Source organism: Pedobacter nyackensis (genome assembly GCF_900176505.1).
GTDB lineage: Bacteria > Bacteroidota > Bacteroidia > Sphingobacteriales > Sphingobacteriaceae > Pedobacter > Pedobacter nyackensis.
On the sequence record NZ_FWYB01000024.1, the window covers coordinates 1 to 18,229 of the forward strand.

The window sequence follows — 18,229 nt, forward strand, 5'->3', positions numbered from 1 at the left end:
ATTCTGCAGGATAATCTAACCTTGCCATTACTTCTTTGTTCATCGAAAACTTAGTTTTTTCTCAAAAACTGTAAAGTTATAGACGGATAAGACCAACTGTAAAGTCTTTTCAGTATCGGACATTTTGTAAGGTGAAAAGCGTATAAGACAATGTTGTTGAATTGCGCAATTCCTCCAACCAGCCTCCCAGTACGAAAGGTAAAAAAAAGGAAGTTTAAAGGATGTTCGTAGGACCTTTATAGGGTTTGGCGTCCTTTGAAGGACCTTTGAAATACCTGTAAAGGTCCTATAATGGAAACACTTGATATAGACGAATATTGGAGGTTTAGACAACCCAAACAAAAACATCAAATTGGCAGTATAGTCAATTTTGAATTTTATCAACTATCCTTTACCACCAACCGGAATATCACAAAACAGCTTCAAAACCTCATAAAAAAGCCCCTACGATATTGCTATCATAAGGGCATATCTAAAATTAAAAATGGAATACTAAAAGTTAAAGTACATTTTAGCGTTATTATAGCAGATATCCTGTACAACCTGTCCAATCCATTCCGTATTGTCTGGCAACTCACCTTTCTCTACGTCATCACCAAACAAATTACATAATATACGTCTGAAGTATTCATGACGTGGGTAAGATAGGAAACTTCTTGAATCCGTAAGCATACCGACAAAGCGGCTCAATAGTCCCATATTAGATAAAGCGTTAATCTGCTTGATCATTCCATCCTTCTGGTCAAGAAACCACCATCCCGATCCCCATTGTACTTTACCGGCAACAGTTCCATCATTATAATTTCCAATCATGGTCGCCATCAACTCATTATCAGCAGGATTCAGATTATATAAAATGGTCTTAGCCAATCTGTTTTGCGAATCAAGGTTATTCAAAAACTTCGAAAGCTGTTTACCCTGACTAAAATCACCTATCGAATCAAATCCTGTATCCGGCCCCAACTCACTCAACAACCTGTTATTGTTATTTCTTAAAGCGCCTAAATGATACTGTTGAACCCAACCCTTTTCATGATCCCAAAGTGCAAATTCAAACAACATTGCCGATTTAAACTTCAATACCTCCTCTAAAGTTAAGGCAGCATTAGCTCTAATCTTCACAAAAATCCCTTTCACCTCCTCTAAAGTATAGTCTTCCGCATAGATCTGCTCCAGGCCATGGTCTGAAACCGTGCAACCATTCGCAGCAAAATAATCGTGACGGGCCTTTAAGGCTGACAAATAAACATCCAAATCATTGATATCCCCTCCTGTCAGCTCAGCCAGTTTATTGATATAGGTATTTAAGCCTGCTACATCATCCGCATTCATCGCTTTATCCGGTCTGAAAGCCGGTAATACTTTAATATCTACTCCATCATTCTTTATTTTCTGATGGAATTCTAAACTATCTAATGGATCATCAGTGGTACATAACGTTTCCACCTTCATTTTCCGCAGCAGGTTCTGAACAGAATACTCAGGAGTTTGCAGCTTAGCAGCACATTCATTATATATACGTTCAGCATTATCGCCCGACAATACCTCATGGATATCAAAATAACGTTGCAGTTCCAGGTGCGTCCAGTGATACAATGGATTTCTTAAAGTGTATGGAACAGTTTCTGCCCATTTCTTAAATTTCTCCAGATCAGTAGCCCCACCAGTGATATAATACTCATCCACACCATTTGCCCGCATAGCACGCCATTTATAGTGGTCGCCCGCCAGCCAAACCTGCGTTATATTTTCAAAATTGATGTCATTGGCAATTTGTTCCGGAATCAAATGGTTGTGATAATCTATCACAGGCATCTGCTTAGCATAATCGTGAAACAGCTTCTCTGCTGTTTTCGTTTCTAATAGAAAGTTATCGTCTAAAAAGTTCTTCATGCAATGCTATTTATATATAGTATATATATGTTATTATTTATTTAAGTACCCTTATAAGGAAACGCCCCTTTTCCAGGGAATAAAATCATCTTGAATATGGCGTACTGCACTTACAGTAGTTGTTCCGCTTGCGACACCGATTACATAATCCAAAATCCGGCTACCCGCTTCCTTAATGGTTTCATCACCATCAATAACAGGTCCGGTATCCAGATCGATGATGTCACTCATCTTGTTAAACAATTTGGTATTGCTCGATATTTTAATCACAGGAGCAATGGGATTACCTGTTGGGGTGCCGAGGCCGGTGGTAAAAAGTACCACATTAGCGCCTGATCCTACTTCTGCGGTTGTCGACTCCACATCATTACCTGGTGTGCACAATAAATTTAAGCCCGGTTTCGACACTTTCTCAGGGTAATCCAGTACCGCAACAACAGGTGAAGTACCTCCTTTTTTAGCTGCACCAGCAGATTTAATCGCATCAGTAATCAGACCATCCTTAATATTTCCTGGCGAAGGATTCATATCAAAACCTGAACCGGCTTCAGTAGCCCTCTTACTATAGGTTTTCATCAGGTATTCAAAACGCTCAGCATCTTCCTTATCTACGCAGCGGTCGCTCAGGTTCTGCTCTACACCGCAAAGCTCAGGAAACTCAGCTAGAATTACCGATCCACCAAGTGCGACCAGTAAATCGGAAGCATAACCAATGGCCGGATTTGCCGATATTCCGGAGAAACCATCAGAACCACCACACTCCAATCCGATGCAAAGATTGCTTAACGGAGCAGGTTTCCTTTCATTGGCATTGGCTTGTATCAACCCTGCAAAAGTCTGCTTAATCGCCTGACTCAACAATTCCGATTCTTTACCTATCGTTTGCTGATCCAGAATATAAAGCGGCTTATCAAAATTGCGTGATCTTTTTTCTATTTCTTCCTTAAGGATGCTTACCTGTGCATTTTGGCAGCCTAAGCTTAAAACCGTTGCACCGGCAACATTCGGATGGGTAATGTAACCAGCCAGCAAACCACAAAGCGTTTCAGAATCCTGGCGGGTACCACCGCAACCTCCCGTATGGGTTAAAAACTTAATACCATCCACATTCGGGAACATCCTATTCTGCTTGGCAACACTTTCTGAATAGGTAAGCTGAGCATTTAAAATCTCATTTACACTAGCACCTTTTTCGTAAAGTGCCATCAACTCTTTGGCCTGCGACTGGTATGTTTCATTTCTGCCATAGCCCAGATTGTTCATCAGAGCTTCCTGCAATACTTCAAGGTTCCTGTTTTCACAAAAAACCATAGGTATAACCAACCAGTAATTAGCTGTTCCTACCTGACCATCGGTACGGTGAAAACCATTAAAGGTTCTATCCTTCCATTCGGTAATATCTGGTTTCTCCCAATTCAGATGTGCATCACCCGCATTAAACTCTGCAGCAGCATGCTTGATATTTGAAGTAGTTATAATTGAGCCTACCGGAATATCTATCTGTGCCTTCCCAACCAATACGCCATACATGATCAGCTGATCACCAGCCGCCAGGTCGGTAGTAGTAAATTTATGTTTAGCAGGTACATTGTCAGTCAGCAAATAAGACTGACCTTCATAAATGACCTCTTCCCCTTCCACAAGGTCCGTAAGCGCAACCAGCACATTATCCTTAGGATGAACCCTTAATATTTTTTGCTTCATTATTTTGAGACTTGTAGTAGTTGATCCATAGCTTCCAAAGCATAGGCAACACCATTATTCAATATATTGTTATAATTTTCTTTTACAGCTTTATTGAAACCATCAAGAGCAGATAAGTCAGCAGACCACAAGGCTGTGTCGCCCAATACTAAATCTACATAATCCGCTTCATTTTGTTGAATTTTATCGTAAAAATAAGCAGCTTCATCGTCGGTAATAGGATATTCATGTCCCTCGTAAATTCCAAAATACTGATTTCCTTCTTTTCTGACAGCTTTCATAAACAACAGAAATGCAGCAAAACCAAGCGCTATATGCGCAGGAACCTTATTATTCAATTTGTAATAGTTCAACAATACAGGCAGCACCCTGATTTTCATTTTCATGGTATACTGAAAAGTAATGTTGATCCACAAATGTTCAATATTAGGATTCGCAAAGCGATCGATAACCGTATTAGCGAATATCACTGCAGCTTTCTCATCCACAGCATAAGGTATAGCCCCTACAATTTCCCGCATCATCAGCCCTTTCACATAATTGGCAGTTGCCTCGTTACTCATAGCTTTAGTTACCGTATCTATACCAGAGAGATAGGCTATACCTGAGGTAAGCGTATGCGTTCCATTTAACAAACGCACTTTCAGCTCTTTAAATATTTCAATATCAGGTCTTACAATTATACCCTCATCAGCAGCTTCCAGTCCCAATAATTCAGAAACCTTTTGGTCGCCTTCGATAGCCCATAAGCGGTAAGGCTCAGCCATAATAATCAGTTCATCTTTGTAGCCAAGTTCAGTTTCAAGCCTAGCCAGCGCTGCAGCATCAGGTTTACCCGGAACAATACGGTCTACCAACGAATTGCAGAAACGGATATGCTTGCCTAACCAGGTAATAAATGAAGCCTCCAGTTCATTAAATGCGGCAAGTTCCAATACGATGGCCTCTAGTTTCTTTCCATTATCGGGAATCAATTCAGTTGCAATGACAGCAAGATCTGCATTCTGATCTTCACCTAAAGCCTTATACCTTGCATACAATACTGCCAATAGCTTAGCTGGAAATGACGCAGGCGAATTTTGGTCTATGCTTTCCTTTACCAGCTGAATTCCTACTTCAGTCGTGTTGGATACGATAAGATTTAACTCCGGGGAGCGCGCCACATCTAATATAGCATCCCAGTTCTGATCAGCGGTAAATACGCGACTTATTGCTGAAGAAACAATGTTTTCTTCAACAGGCTGTCCGTTTTCAATTCCTCTTACACATATAGTATATAAGCTATCCTGATCGTCAAATTCTTTAGTGCCACCTTTGCTAGTGGATTTTACTACCACTACCCTACCATTAAAAATGCCATTCCTATTGGCTTTATCAATAAAGTAGTCTGGAAGGCCACGCAATAATACCCCTGTACCGAATTGCAGTACCTTTTCAGGAAGGTTAAACATTCCCTCTTTTGGAAAGGTCAGGCCGACAGTTTTAATGTCGTTTAAAGTCTCTTTTGACAAATTCATATCTAATTTTAATCTGGTCGTAAAACAAGTCTACGTAATTATTATAAGTTAAAAATGCTGTTTTACTGTAATTATTTACGCAAACGTTCTCGATAACGTTTGCGTGAAAGCGTCTCTATTTTTTTTGCCAGGCCGGGTATTTCTTTTCTAACAAACCAGCTGCCCATGCGCCATACCAGGCATAACCAATCCGTCTCTCATGCTCTATTTCTGCAACTGTTTTTACTTTTTTACTATCTCTTCCACTAAAAAATGGCTCATTAGTATCGATATCGTAAAAACGTGCCCATAAGATTGCTCCGGGTTTTTCGACAAGCATCCGATCTTTTCCGCCAGGTAAAGTCAGGGCTTCTACAAATGCAAAATCATATGCCACAATTTTAGAATGTTCAAACCATTTAACAGCACTATTGACTGCACGCTTGATCTCTTCCGAAGGATTTTTAATGCGCATCAAAAACTCAGTAATACCTACAGACTCCGAGCCACTCAATGAGATCAGTTCAAACGCTCTGGCTTTTGCAGGTTTCAGCGTCTGCTCATCATACTGTGCACACCATACGGTTAGTTTGCCGTTAACCATAACCTGCGTTTTCAAAATGCAAGACACTCCCTTTTTTACAGAAAGCATAGCTTTTTCTTTATAAACAGGATTAAGCTGATCGAAGTCATTCTTTCCTTCTACAATATCCTGCATAATATTCAGCACATTGATCATTGCATTATCGTTATAAGTGATTTCTCCACGATACGAACTATGATCTGGGTAATATTGCGACCAGCCTCCATTATCATACTGAGCCTCCAGCAGGTAATCCACACCCTTTTGCACAGCGGCCCGGTAACGTGGATCCGGCTTGGTTTTATATGCTTTAATCAGGTATCTGATCTCTTTTGAAGTAGCTTTATTATCAATTGTGGCATCACTACGCAAAGAATCCGCCTTAATCGCAATTCTTTCTCTTTCAGAAAGTACCTTATCATAATTCACTACCGTTTTACCTATTGCCTTAGGCCAGCCACCTACACTACGCTGGTAAGCCAGCATATTCTCAGCAACAGGATCTATAGCAGTTCCTTTAGAATTAGTGTCTGACTGGGCCTTTGCTATTCCGAAAGAACAACTGAGGCCAATAGTTAGTGAATAGATAATGCTCTTGCAAATTTTCATTACGCTTTTGTTTATTTTGTAACCTTCAGTACGCTTGCTTCAGCGCCGTGACCAAATTCTGTCTTTGTTTTTGCCTTGGTGGTATCAGTACCGGAAAGTTTAATGTCCCCGTTTTTGTTGCCATTCACTCTTAACAACAACTCTGCATTGCTATAACCGATATTCTTTAAACCAATAGACTTCCCGTTCTGTATATAGATTAAAGGCAATGCCTTTTCCACATCCAGATGTGCATTGGTAATCTGGATATTTTTAGCCTCTTGTATATCAATTCCTTCTTTTGCTTTTATGGTCAAGTTATCCAGGTATATATCGCTGATACTCATTTCCGGTAATCCTCTAACAAAAACAGCTTTAGAAGCGCCATCACAAACCACATTAGTGATGTAAAACTTTCTGAACATCGGTGTTCCCTCCGTAACCGGCAAAAGTTCAACCTTCGGTATCGCTCTTTTTTCCCCGGTCAATGGTATAGGATCAACTGCTGCATAATACATATCGAAAAGAATAGCTTCGCCTGCAATGTCTTTCATATTGATGTTCCTGGCATAAATATTTTCTACAACACCACCACGACCACGCGTCGTTTTAAAGCGAAGGCCAATATCTGTTCCTATAAATGTGCAGTCTGTTACAAATATATTTCTTGCCCCACCCGACATTTCACTACCAATTACAAATCCACCATGCGCATGATAAACCGTGCTATTACGGATCACTACATTTTCGGTAGGCATAGCACGTTTGCGGCCAGCTGCATCACGGCCCGACTTGATACAGATACCATCATCACCAACATCAAACGTACTCCCTTCTACCAATACATTTTTACAAGACTCCAAATCTAGGCCATCACCGTTTTGCGCGTACCACGGGTTTTTAGCATATACATTTCTGATCGTGATATCCTCACTCATTAAAGGATGAAGGTTCCATGCAGGAGAATTTTGAAAAGTCACTCCTTCCAGCAATACACGTTTACAACGGGTCAGCACTAGCAGATTAGGACGTAAAAAATCTTTGATGCCTGCATAAAATGCTGCATTCTTATCCTGAGCGATCAACCCCGGATCTTTGATTTTAGACCCTTTAAGAGATTTCTCTGATGGATACCAGATTTTTTGGTTCTCACTTAACACTCCTCCAGAGGCCAGTAATTTCTTCCATTGAGTTTCCGTAAGCTTATCTTTCTTTACCATACGCCAGGCTTCTCCTGCACCATCTACTATGCCATAACCGGTTATGGCAATGTTTTCCTGCCCCTCAGCCCATATCGGCGACTGGTTACGCATTTGAGGAATTCCTTCCCAATTGCCTTCAACCAGTGGATATTGATTAAAATCTTTGGTAAACTGCAGCAGCGAGTTCTTTTGAAGATGCAGATTTACATTACTTTTTAACTCTATCGGACCCGTTAGCCATAATCCTTCGGGAATAACCACTACACCGCCCCCACGTTGATTACAATCAGTTATAGCCTGATTAATGCTTTTAGTATTTAAAGTCAATCCATCATTCTTCGCACCATATTTTAGAACATTAATGGTATCCTTTTTAAAAGAAGTTGTTGCAACTACAGGTAGGTTATCAAACGAATAGACTTTATCTCCTCCTTTGTTTTGTGCATTACCGCTAAATGATATAGCAATTAAAGGAATGGCCAAAGCCATTGCCGATATTATTAATTTATTTTTGGATCCCATTCTCTAAATATTTGTGATGTTGTATAAACTTTTACTTCTTGATCTGTTAACTGATGCGACCAGCCAACTCTTTTGGTAGCGGCCGCACCTGCCCCTTTACTTTTATATTCTGCATAGAAAGCAGTTTTCTCATTATTCTCTTTTCCCCAATTGTGCCAGCCTTCGGGCTTTATTACAGCAGATAGCTCACAGTTTAGAAATACTGCTTTTGCTGAAGGGCGCCATGGTCTGCCCAGATAAACGGATCCATCAGGAGCTGAACCTCCTATCTTACAATTCAAAAATACATATCCATACTTCGCGGTATCAGGTGTAGAAGCTGCAGTAACATAACCTGCTTTTTTACAAGAAATATCACAGTTCTCAAAAACCGCTGTAGCCGAACCGAATATAAAATCTACTGTCCCCGTTATATAGCATTTATAAAAATACTGCCTGCTTCCTTTGCCATAAGTATATAAGGTATCCTGAAAACCGAGCATTCTGCAATTCAAAAATCTGGCTTTATCTGCGGCAATCCATAGGGCTACAGCCTGACCAACCGGACCTGCCGAATTTTCAAAGGTGATGTTCTCTGCAGTAAATCCATCTCCGTAAATAAAAAAAGATGAAGACCCAGAAGTACCGACCTCCTCTCCAAAGCTATTTTTCTTCTGAGCGTAATCGTCGTATGTCAGTATAGTCTTCTCAGGGTTTTCTCCCAGCAATCTTACCCTCCTTTTTGAAGCCGAAAGGTTTAATTTTTCTTTATAAATTCCATTTTTAATAAAGATCGTGGTTGTTACATTTCGAAAATCAGGTACTGCATTAATAGCCTCCTGAACTGTTTTAAAATTCCCACTGCCATCTGCGGCCACTACAAAATCAGCTTTTTGTGCAAAGGCCGAATAAAAACACAATAAGTAAGCAAGGCTTAAAAACAATCTTCTCATTCAAATACGCTAAATTTGGTTAGTTCTTTAGAAGAGCAAATTACAGTGTTTTTGTAAGAGTTTTTTTTTAGCAGGCAGGTAAATTTGTGCAATCGTTCCCGACGACATTGTACTTAATAACCTTATATTGCATATTATTTTGTCTTATGTTCGAGCCACCTACCTTAAAAGATATAGCCACTGCCTTAGGATTATCCACGTCTACCGTTTCGAGGGCATTAAGGGACACCTACGAAATCAGTGCAAAAACAAAAAAGCTAGTACTTGAGTATGCTGAAAAAATAAACTATCAGCCTAATCCCAACGCATTAAGTTTAAAGGAGCGACGAAGTAAATCTATTGGGGTTGTGGTTAGCGAAGTGGCCAATCATTATTTTTCACAAGCTATTAATGGTATCGAATCGATTGCCTACGCCAGGGGGTATCATGTTATTATTACCCAAACTCATGAATCCTATGCACGTGAAAAAATCAATATCCAACACCTTGCATCGCGCTCGGTCGACGGCTTACTGGTTTCCCTTTCTGCTGAGACAAATGATCTCCATCATTTAAAAGAACTACATGACAGAGGAATGCCCATGGTGTTCTTTGATCGGGTTCCAGAAAGCATTCATACCCATAAAATTACGGCCAACAATGAGCAGGGTGCATTTGATGCCACTGAACATTTAATTAAATCCGGCTGCCGGAAAATTGCCCACCTTACCAGTTCAGCTCAACTTTCCATCAGTATTGAACGCTTACGCGGTTATAAAGCAGCACTAAACAAACATGACATCAAGGTAAATCCTGATTATATAAAGCATTGTCCACATGGTGGAATGTTTCCGGAAGAAACTGAGCAAGCTGTTTTAGAATTACTTAACCTAAAAGATAAACCGGACGCTATATTTATAGCCGGCGACCGCTTATCAATAGGCTGTCTGGAAGTACTTAAAAAGCTTGACATTAAAGTTCCAGAAGAAATAACACTTGCAGGTTTTAGCAACTCCGATGTGCTGAATCTTTTTGAATATCCGTTAAGCTCAGTTAGACAGCCCGCATTTGAAATGGGTAAAACTGCTACAGAAATGCTACTTCAACTGATTGAAAGTAAATATCCTGTAACAGAATTTGAAGATAGGGTAATTGATACCAACTTGTTTATTCGCGACTAAAACTACTTACTAACCGTCTGGCCATTGATCGTTACGTTTTCAAGTTTAAAATCTTTCACGTGATCAATCTTTATTGGCATTTTTACCCCCCGGAAATTACAATTTACAAATCAAAGTCATAGAAATGATTTTACGGCAATTCATTATTGTCGTAAAACTCTTTATAAATTTTGTTATTTATTTATCGGATTCCAATTATCTGTCCTCCCCAGTATGTTCTCCAGGGTGTATTTTTTTAGTTCTTTGAGATTTAATTGGCGTGACCAACTTACGCGTGTTTTTACAGCGGCTCCAGAGCCCTTACTTCCAAACTCAGCGTAATAGGTAGTTTTTTCTTTATCAGGAAACATAGCATCTCCTTTCCAGGGATTCCAGCCTTCAGGGCTGATATGATTTCCAAGGTCGCAGTTTATAAAAACTGTTTTCGCATACGGCCTCCAAGGTCTGCCCAGGTATACTTTTTCTACCTTTTTATCTGCAATAAGCTTACAACCGAAGAATACAAAGCCAAACTTTTGCCCCTTCCTGGTGGCCGCAGCAGTTACATAAGAATTGGATAAGCTTTTTATTGTACAGTTTTGAAAAACAGCAGTAGCCTCTCCAAAAATAAAATCTGTAGTCCCTTCTATGTAACAGTCCTCATAAAGTTGTCTGCTTTTTTCAGTTGCAACATAAAGTGTATCCTGAAATCCCATTAGCTTACAGTTTCTAGCCACAAACCGATCCCCTTCCACGTGTAAAGCTACCGCCTGTCCAACTGCACCAGAGGTATTTGCTATAGTAATGTTTTCCAGGCTAACGTCATTTCCCTGTATCAACACGGTATATGAAGTAAAGGTCCCAAACTTATCTTTGCCAGACGCATCTCTACCCTGTGGATACATCTTTCCTGAGAAATCATTATTGGTAATGATCGTATTTTCCTTATCCTCTCCAATTAGCAAAATATTTGTTTTCCAGGAAGGAATAATGAGCTTTTCCCGATAAGTTCCTTTTTTAATCAGGATCTTAACCCGCTGTGCTCCTAAATCCCTTACCGCATTTACGGCTTCCTGTATACTTTTGAAATTACCACTTCCATCCTGGGCCACAATAATGGAAGATGACAGAACCTGCGCCCTTGCTCCAAATAGCGCAACCATCAAAACCAACAATAATATTATCCTCTTCATAGTACCTGAAATATTTTTCTGTCAATCCTAAACCAATCATAATCTGCATAACCCGAATCATTACACCGATCCATTGTCCTTCTACAGCCTGGAAGTTGCCTCCTATACTTGTAGCTCCGTCCCATAACGATTAATCCTGTTTTTTCATGTTCCAACTTTGGATTAGGGCGAAACTTTATACAATGTCTTAATAAAAAAAGATATGATTGACTAAATGTATGCAATCGTTTTCCGGATTATTATATTAGGCTATTCACTTAGTTATAAAACCGGATCCCTATTATTATAATCCAAGATGAAAACTATTCTCAGAATAGGTTTAAGCCGAAATACCGTCACATTTACCAATGAATAATAGCCTAACGGTTCTCCTTTCCGCTCTATTTAAATTTATTCTAAATAAATTTGGTGTTACAAACTTCACGTATTACTTTTGCCGCCAGTTAGAATTAATCTAAATAAACATATGAAATATTTTTACATATTATTATTATCCTGTACACTCCTCATTTTTGGCCAAAAAGTTTCGGCTCAACTTGCCTCTGCTGTTCCAGCAAGGGGAAGTATCAAAGGGAAATTAAGAACAAGTGATGGCAAACCTGCAGCATATGTCACCATATACATTGTTGAAAACAACAAAAAGGCTCAATCTGACGAAGATGGGGACTTTACTTTCCACAACTTAAAAAGCGGAACCTACACACTTAAAACTTCTTTTGTAGGTTTACAAGGTCAATCCCAAAGCGTCTCAGTTACGGAAGGCGAAACTACAACAGCTGATTTTGTACTTAAACAGAGTTCAGCCAAACTAAATGAAGTATCAATCAGAGGTTATAAAACCCCTAATGAAAAACCAGTTAACGTTGGTAAAATTGCTATTGCCCCAAGGGACCTCCCACAATCTGTTCAAATTATTGGTTCACAAGTTATTGCAGACCAACAAGCCAACCGTTTAAGTGACATCATGAAAAATGTAAATGGTGTAGCTTTAGGAGCTAACCGAGGTTCAGTAGGTGATAATTTTTATGCCAGAGGCTACAGTCTTGGCGCAAATAACGTATTTAAAAATGGAGCAAGAACTACCATTGGAGGTTTTCCTGAAGCCAGCACCTTAGAGTCGGTAGAAGTTTTAAAAGGTAGCTCAGCATTATTGTATGGTGGCGTTACAGGTGGTGCTGTTGTAAATATGGTAACTAAGAAGCCTAAATTTGAATACGGTGGCGAAGTTTCTATGCGCCTCGGTAGTTACGATTTGTATAAACCAACTGTAGATGTTTATGGTCCTGTTTCTGAAAAAATTGCTGTTCGGGTAATCGGCACTTATGAAAAAGCAGGGAGTTTCAGAGATCATGTAAACCAGGAAAGGTTTTATGTAAATCCTTCACTACTTTATAAATTCAGTGAAAATACCGACCTGCTGATACAAGGTGATTACTTAAAAAGTGATTTTACTCCGGACTTTGGTATTGGTACTGTTGGCAACAAAATATCTCCGCTTGGAAGAAATACATTTTTAAATACAGACTGGGCGTACAACAAAACAAATACAGCGACTGCACAAGCTGCTCTAAATCATAAATTCAGTGACAATTGGAAATTAAATGCAGTTGTTTCTTTGCAATCTTATAATAGAAACTATTTTTCTTCAGAGCGTCCCTTTGCTACTGATGCCGGGTTATGGTATCGTGCACTTACACGTTCAAAAATAAAAGAATTAACCTACAACGAGCAGATTAACTTAACCGGTACGTTTAAAACGGCTTTCATTAATCATACTTTATTGGTTGGAGTCGATGCAGATCAGTCCCTTATCAGAACGGGAGCTTTTACCAATCCAAATACGCTAACAAATGCAGACAAAGTAAAATATTACGATCAGGTAAACCTTCTTGACCCGGAATCATTTAATATACCTACAAACTTTAACATTCCTGCTACTACATTACTTACCAACACTGAAGCTCCTGTTTTCAGAATGGGTGGTTTCGTGCAAGATTTGATTGCATTAAGTGATCAATTGAAGGTTTTAGCCGGTGTCAGATGGAGTTACCAAAAAACGCCGACAACTACGATTAAAACAGTGGCAGATGGAACCGAAGCAAAAGGAACAACAGCAGATAAAGTAGATAAGGCATTTTCACCTAAGGCAGGTTTAATATACCAACCTATTAAAACTACCTCTATTTATGCCAGCTACTCGAACAATTTCACATCGAACGCAGGTATTGACATTGCAACAAATGCTCCTATGGAACCATCAATAATTGATCAATATGAGGCAGGTATAAAAAATGACTTTTTTGATGGTAAGCTTTCCGCAAATGTGACTTATTATAAAATCAAAAACAACAAATTTGCACAGGCTGCCCTAGCTGATGCAACCAAAAAAGAATTTTCGGGATCCACGGAAAGTGATGGTATGGAAATTGACCTAACAGGTACTATTATTGAAGGCCTAAACTTTATCGCAGGATACAGCTATAATTACATGCGTTATACTAAAACGTTAGCTGAAACAGGAATTGTTGAGGGTGAACGTTTAGTGGGGACTACAAAAAACACAGCAAACGGAACATTGTTTTACACCGTACAAAATGGTACACTTAAAGGCTTGAAACTAGGTGGGTCAGCATTTTATACCGGCGACCGTAATGGTGGAAGAAATACAAATAAAAGTTTAACTAAGCCTTCATCCGGTATCATTCCTATCAAAGGCTTTACGACCTTCGATCTTTCAGCCGGTTATAATTTCAAAAAATTCAGTATCCTCGGAAAATTGTCTAACCTAACAAATGAACTGAACTATTATGTTCATGAGAACTATAGTGTTAATCCGATCCCTCCAAGACAATTCATGACTACTATAGCTTACAAATTCTAATTATATATTAGCTACATCTATGCAAACCGGGCTGCCTGTAATGGGATAGCCCGGTTTGCATTTCAATCAACCGATAGCGGATCTTGCTTAACTAACAAATGGTCATTTGTTAAATTATGTTAAGGTCTTGCTACAATAAAAGCCTTTACATAGCTTAGCGTCCTATTATTTTTAATTGACGTTATCGTATTATTAACTTATCTTTGCAGAATGTTTAAAATTAAACACGTACTATTATTAAGTTTCACCATTATAGCCCTTAGTATTGCGGGCTGCAAAAGCCAGTTTGAAAAAATCAGACTGAGCAATGACGTAGCTAAGAAATACCAGGAGGCCATGCGCCTGTATGGTAAGAAAAACTACGCTAAAGCGTTAATCCTTTTTGAGGACCTTTCGCAGAAATACAGGGGAAGAGCTGAGGCAGAAGAACTTAACTACCATTACGCGTTAACACTCTACAAACTAAGAGATTACACCACTGCAAGATATCAATTCAAATCATTTGCAGATACCTACCCTACCAGTAAATACGCTGAGGAATGTAGATATATGGGTGCTTATTGCTTTTACCTGGATTCTCCTGCACCAAGTCTGGATCAGGAAAACACTTATAAAGCGATAGACGCACTACAACTATTCATCAACTTTTACCCTAAAAGCGAACGTGCAGTTGATGCAGCTAAATATATAGGCTTGCTACGTGCTAAGCTTGAAGATAAAGCATACAGCAATGCGAAGTTATATTACGACCTTGGTGGTTACGATGTAACTTATTACAAAGCAGCTGTTATTGCCTTACAAAATGCACAGATTGATTTCCCGGATATTAAATATGTAGAGGAAATGGATCTGCTGATCATTAAATCTCAATTTGCTTATGCAAAAAACAGTTATCCTGTTCATCAGGAAGACAGATTTAATGAAGCCATTGCTTTTGCTGATGAGTTTACAGAAGCTCATCCGAAAAGTAAATTCATAAATGAAGCAAAATCTTTGAAGAAAGATAGCGAATCAGGCATATCACAGGCAAAACGTCTAATTGCTGAGGCCACTAAAAACGAAGAAAAATACAAAGCATTGCTGGCAAAGGATGCTAAAGCAGATAGTACCACTACCACAATAAAAACCCCCATCAAATAATGAATACTAATAAACCAGCTGTACCGAATACGACGGTTACTAGAAATGTTAATGATTTAGATCAGAAAACACAAAATATTTATGAGTCTTTAGTTATTATTTCTAAAAGGGCTAATCAGATCTCTAACAACATGAAAGAAGAGTTACATGGCAAACTAGCTGAGTTCGCTTCTTCTAACGATAACCTTGAAGAGATTTTCGAAAACAGAGAGCAAATCGAAATCAGCAAGCACTATGAGCGTTTGCCTAAGCCTAGCTTAATTGCTATCGATGAGTTTCTGAATGATAAGATCTATTACAGAAATCCTGCTAAAGAGCAACAATAAAACTACGCATAGGGATTAAATTGCATCCATGCATTCCTTAAAACCATGCTTAAAAATAAAAAGATAATTCTCGGCGTTTGCGGCAGCATTGCAGCATATAAATCGGCTATACTGGTAAGATTACTGGTAAAGGCTGGCGCAAACGTCAAAGTAATTCTTACGACCGACGCAGCAAATTTCATTACCCCGCTAACACTGGCCACCCTCAGTAAGAATCCCGTTTACACCCAATATTTCGAAGAAGAAACCGGCGTTTGGAGCAACCATGTTGAATTAGGTCTTTGGGCCGATTTCATGGTCATTGCCCCTGCAAGTGCCAATACTCTGGCTAAAATGGCTGGCGGTCTGTGTGACAATCTCCTTACCGCTGTTTATTTATCAGCCAAATGCCCTGTATTTGTCGCTCCGGCAATGGATCTCGACATGTGGAAGCACGAAAGTACCAGAACTAATATTGATAAAATATCAGGTTATGGAAACCAGGTGGTCCAACCAGGTAGTGGAGAACTCGCAAGTGGTTTATACGGAGAAGGCCGAATGGCCGAACCTGAAGAGATTGTTGCATTTTTAGCCGAAACAGTTGCTGCATCACTTCCACTTCGTGGGAAAAAAGTAATGGTTACCGCCGGCCCTACTTATGAGGCCATAGATCCAGTACGGTTCATTGGTAATCATTCATCAGGTAAAATGGGCTTTGCTATTGCAGATCAGTTTGCCAGCTTGGGTGCTGAAGTAGTACTGATTACCGGTCCTACCGCTGAAAAAAGCAATTACAGCATGAAACGTATTGACGTGGTAAGCGCTGCTGATATGCTGGAGGCTTGTAAAACAGAATTTACACAAGCTGACATCACCGTGATGAGTGCCGCGGTAGCAGACTATACTCCTGTACAAAAAGCAGATCAGAAGATTAAAAAAAACAGCAGCGAATTTAGTCTGGAATTAAAAAAGACTGAAGATATACTGGCTACATTAGGCCAGTTAAAAACTGCAGACCAAATACTGGTAGGTTTTGCTTTAGAAACGCAGAACGAAGAGGAATATGCCAAATCAAAGCTGGTAAAGAAAAACCTCGACCTTATCGTACTCAATTCACTAAACGACAAAGGTGCCGGCTTTAAAATAGATACCAATAAAATAACTATATTTAATAAGGCTGCTGAAAAAACTGTTTTTGAAACCAAATCAAAAACTGAGGTAGCTACAGATATCTGTAACGAAATTTTAAAACTGCTTAAAGCATGAAACAACGCTGCTCTTATGTTTTCCTGATCTTCTTTTTCTCTTATTTCCATACTGTAGCTCAGGAGCTAAATACAAGAGTACAGGTAATGGCACCTACAGTTCCCAACATCAACAAAAGAAACTTAGAGGTGCTTCAAAACACAATTAGGGAGTTCCTGAACAACAATAAATGGACTAACGAAACTTATACTGCTCTGGAACGTATTGAGTGTAATTTCGTGATCACCATTACGGCCTGGGATGGTAGCTCAGGCTATAAGGCAGAAGCACAAATCCAATCAAGCAGACCCGTTTACAATACTGCTTATAACAGCACCCTACTTAATATTAGCGACAAAGATTTTGATTTCAATTACAACGAAGGGCAATCTCTGGATTTCTCTGACCAGAACTTCATTTCTAACCTGAGCTCCCTGCTTAGTTTTTATGCTTACACCATCATTGGGTTAGACAAGGATAGCTTTAACAAGCTTGGTGGCACCATTTCATACAACAAGGCTCAGAATATTCTAAATATTGCTCAGGTATCCGGAAATAAAGGCTGGAAAGCTTTCGACGGTTTAAGAAACAGGTATTGGCTAAATGAGAATCTCCAAAATAAAGGATTCGAAGAACTGAGAAAGTTCATTTACGATTACCATCTTAACGGTCTCGACAGGATACAGGAAGATCCGGCTAAAGGTTCTAAAAAGATGCTTTCCCTGTTGTCAGATTTAAAGCAACTGGATAAGCAAAAAGTAGGATCAATTTTTCCGAATATGTATTTTGCCACTAAGGCGGATGAACTGGTAAACCTCCTCGCTCCTGCCGATCCTCAGGATAAAATCAAAGCATTTAACCTGCTTTCAGAAATTGATCCGGCCAATATCAACAAATACGAAGCTTTAAGAAGCAACCGCTAACAGGCAGTTAAACTATTTTGCAAAAAAATGTTAAATAATTTCGCATCTACGAACAGATTCGTATATTTGATTACGAAACAATTCGTAGAAGGAAGATATGACAGCAGCACCGAGCCCGAGACCAACTGAAAGTGAACTTGAAATCCTACAGATCCTGTGGGACAAGGGTAACTGTACAGTTAGGGAAGTACATGAAATTTTAGAAAAAAGCAAAGATGCCGGTTATACCACCACACTTAAATTGATGCAAATTATGCATGAAAAAGGACTGGTAGCCAGAGACACTTCTTCTAAAACGCACATTTACCGGGCATTGGTAAACCAGGAAAAAACCCAGCAGCATTTGGTGAATAAAATGATCGACAACGTTTTTAATGGTTCTGCAGCCCGGATGGTGATGCAGGCGCTAGGTAATCACAAGGCGAGTAAAGATGAGATTGATTCGATAAAGAAATATTTAGATGAATTAAGCAATCAATAAAA

Annotated in this window: 14 protein-coding genes; 7 read left to right on the top strand and 7 right to left on the bottom strand. The window is 39.3% G+C overall.

Annotation, left to right across the window (positions count from 1 at the left end; genetic code table 11):
- Positions 1–492 precede the first annotated feature (492 nt).
- The 6 genes from uxaC to B9A18_RS24175 form a co-directional block, all read right to left on the bottom strand.
- Positions 493–1,893 carry a glucuronate isomerase gene (gene uxaC / locus B9A18_RS24150; protein ID WP_084292382.1) on the bottom strand — a complete coding sequence of 467 codons (1,401 nt, stop codon included), beginning with the start codon at positions 1,891–1,893 and terminating at the stop codon, positions 493–495.
- 51 nt (positions 1,894–1,944) lie between these two features.
- Positions 1,945–3,597 (bottom strand): UxaA family hydrolase, encoded by a 1,653-nt coding sequence (locus B9A18_RS24155; protein WP_084292384.1) that lies wholly within the window; start codon positions 3,595–3,597, stop codon positions 1,945–1,947.
- Positions 3,597–5,114, bottom strand: a complete 1,518-nt coding sequence (locus B9A18_RS24160; RefSeq protein ID WP_084292386.1) for a tagaturonate reductase — start codon at positions 5,112–5,114, stop codon at positions 3,597–3,599. Before B9A18_RS24160 ends, B9A18_RS24155 begins: the two co-directional genes overlap by 1 nt.
- 115 nt (positions 5,115–5,229) lie before the next feature.
- Positions 5,230–6,285: a pectate lyase gene (gene pelA / locus B9A18_RS24165; RefSeq protein WP_084292388.1), complete on the bottom strand. Its 1,056-nt coding sequence runs from the start codon at positions 6,283–6,285 to the stop codon at positions 5,230–5,232.
- 11 nt (positions 6,286–6,296) lie between these two features.
- Positions 6,297–7,988: a glycoside hydrolase family 28 protein gene (locus tag B9A18_RS24170; protein ID WP_084292390.1), complete on the bottom strand. Its 1,692-nt coding sequence runs from the start codon at positions 7,986–7,988 to the stop codon at positions 6,297–6,299.
- Positions 7,967–8,920, bottom strand: coding sequence for a pectinesterase family protein (locus tag B9A18_RS24175; protein WP_084292392.1), 954 nt, complete (start codon positions 8,918–8,920; stop codon positions 7,967–7,969). Before B9A18_RS24175 ends, B9A18_RS24170 begins: the two co-directional genes overlap by 22 nt.
- Before the next feature lie 146 nt (positions 8,921–9,066).
- Between B9A18_RS24175 and B9A18_RS24180 the strand changes: the two genes are divergently transcribed.
- Entirely contained in the window at positions 9,067–10,080 is a 1,014-nt protein-coding gene (locus B9A18_RS24180; RefSeq protein WP_084292394.1) for a LacI family DNA-binding transcriptional regulator, read from the top strand.
- A 173-nt stretch (positions 10,081–10,253) separates the two neighbouring features.
- Here B9A18_RS24180 and B9A18_RS24185 read toward each other — a convergent pair whose 3' ends face one another.
- Complete coding sequence (locus B9A18_RS24185; RefSeq protein WP_084292396.1) at positions 10,254–11,252, bottom strand: pectinesterase family protein; 999 nt, start codon at positions 11,250–11,252, stop codon at positions 10,254–10,256.
- Between the two features lie 466 nt (positions 11,253–11,718).
- Between B9A18_RS24185 and B9A18_RS24190 the strand changes: the two genes are divergently transcribed.
- From B9A18_RS24190 to B9A18_RS24215, 6 genes are all read left to right on the top strand, one after another.
- Entirely contained in the window at positions 11,719–14,133 is a 2,415-nt protein-coding gene (locus B9A18_RS24190; protein ID WP_084292397.1) for a TonB-dependent receptor, read from the top strand.
- A 210-nt stretch (positions 14,134–14,343) separates the two neighbouring features.
- Positions 14,344–15,273, top strand: coding sequence for an outer membrane protein assembly factor BamD (locus B9A18_RS24195; RefSeq protein WP_084292399.1), 930 nt, complete (start codon positions 14,344–14,346; stop codon positions 15,271–15,273).
- On the top strand, positions 15,273–15,599 hold the full coding sequence (locus tag B9A18_RS24200; RefSeq protein ID WP_084292401.1) for a DNA-directed RNA polymerase subunit omega: 327 nt from the start codon (positions 15,273–15,275) through the stop codon (positions 15,597–15,599). The genes B9A18_RS24195 and B9A18_RS24200 overlap by 1 nt, the downstream gene beginning before the upstream one ends.
- A gap of 45 nt (positions 15,600–15,644) precedes the next feature.
- The gene (coaBC, locus tag B9A18_RS24205) at positions 15,645–16,844 is read left to right on the top strand and encodes a bifunctional phosphopantothenoylcysteine decarboxylase/phosphopantothenate--cysteine ligase CoaBC (RefSeq protein ID WP_084292403.1); all 1,200 of its coding nucleotides are present in this window, start codon (positions 15,645–15,647) and stop codon (positions 16,842–16,844) included.
- Positions 16,841–17,746, top strand: coding sequence for a type IX secretion system protein PorD (gene porD / locus B9A18_RS24210; protein ID WP_084292404.1), 906 nt, complete (start codon positions 16,841–16,843; stop codon positions 17,744–17,746). Before coaBC ends, porD begins: the two co-directional genes overlap by 4 nt.
- A 97-nt stretch (positions 17,747–17,843) precedes the next feature.
- The gene (locus B9A18_RS24215) at positions 17,844–18,227 is read left to right on the top strand and encodes a BlaI/MecI/CopY family transcriptional regulator (protein ID WP_084292405.1); all 384 of its coding nucleotides are present in this window, start codon (positions 17,844–17,846) and stop codon (positions 18,225–18,227) included.
- Positions 18,228–18,229: the final 2 nt, after the last annotated feature.